Source organism: Arthrobacter sp. Dra40 (genome assembly GCF_059091905.1).
The window spans coordinates 1-1,228 of record NZ_JBNHHB010000504.1; the positions used below are offsets into that span (position 1 = coordinate 1).

A 1,228-nucleotide genomic window follows, 5' to 3' on the forward strand; every position below is an offset into this window, starting at 1 on the left:
GATCAGAGGTTGCTAGCGTTGAGCTATGAACCAAACAGGCTGGGAACCGGCGTCCGGGCAATTGTGGTGGCCGTGGCCGCTGGATGAGGCGGGCGTGGCCGCTCTGCAGCAGCAGCTCTCCGACCGCTCGCTGCTGGGTGCGTTTGCCGGAGGTGCGCCGCAGGCAGGCGACAGTGTGGTCTCGGTCCTGCTGGCGGTGAACGCGGAGCAGCGCGCCGCCGTACTGGATCCCGCCGGCAAGGCGGTGCCGGGGCCCGACGTGTCAGCCCTGGTCCGCGGCCTCTCCGCCGATCTAGGCGCAGCGGTGGAAATCGACGGCATCGAATACGAGGCGCCCGCACCGGATGCGGCCCTGGAAGTGGACGCCGTGCCGGAACCGGACGACGCCGAAGAACTCGAAGCCCCCGACCCTGCCGAGCTGCGCACCGTGCTGGTGGGCAAGTTCCGCAGGGAGGACCTGATGATGTTCGGCGCGCTCAACGGAGTGGAAATCCACGTCCTGGAACCCGAGCCAGGTCATTCGGACGGGACTGACCCCGGGGAGCGCATCGTGTTGGTTTACGGTGAAGCGGCCCCCGGCCTTTACAACTGGCCGGCCTCTGCCAAGCCGATCGTAGCGCTGATGGACTTGGACGGTTTCCGTGCCGTTGAGGCCTGGCTGCCCGGAACCCGGAACGATCCGGACACCAGCTTTTGGCATGCGTGGGAGGCTCCCGCCAAGCCGTTTCCCTCGGCCTCACGCGCGGACGCGGAGGCGCTACGGCTGCTGGGCCGGATCGTGCATCCGGAAGGGCCCGACACACAGCGGCTGAGCGATGTCCTCGGGATGGAGCCGGTCGCTGTCGAAAGCCTGCAGGAGCTCATGGCCTCACCGGACGAGCCGGGGATCCTCGCCCGCGCCGGCCAACTGCTGCAACTGCCGCCGATCGCCGCGCGGCTTGCCGAAGGTTCGCTTCAGCCCGGCCACGTCCCGGGGATGGACACGATCCCGGTCCAGTCGCTCGGCAAAGCACTGCTTGAACTGGCCAGCACCCCGGCGGAAGGCAAGGGTCCGCTGGCGGCCTGGCACCGCGCCGTCGTCGCCCGCCCCGGCATGCTGGCCGGCAGTGCCGTAGCCGCGGCGGCGGGTGCGGCGCTGCTGTTCCGCGCCGCCGGTCGAAAACCGACCAGTGCCCGGCTGCTGCGGGCCGGCGCTTTGGGGTTGGTGCTGCAGGCCGCCGGGGACGTC

At 70.0% G+C, this 1,228-nt stretch carries 1 protein-coding gene; it reads left to right on the top strand.

Annotated elements, in window-relative coordinates:
- Positions 1–25 precede the first annotated feature (25 nt).
- On the top strand, positions 26–1,228 hold a 1,203-nt coding region (locus AC5RWT_RS37580), incomplete at its 3' end, for a hypothetical protein (protein WP_494084650.1).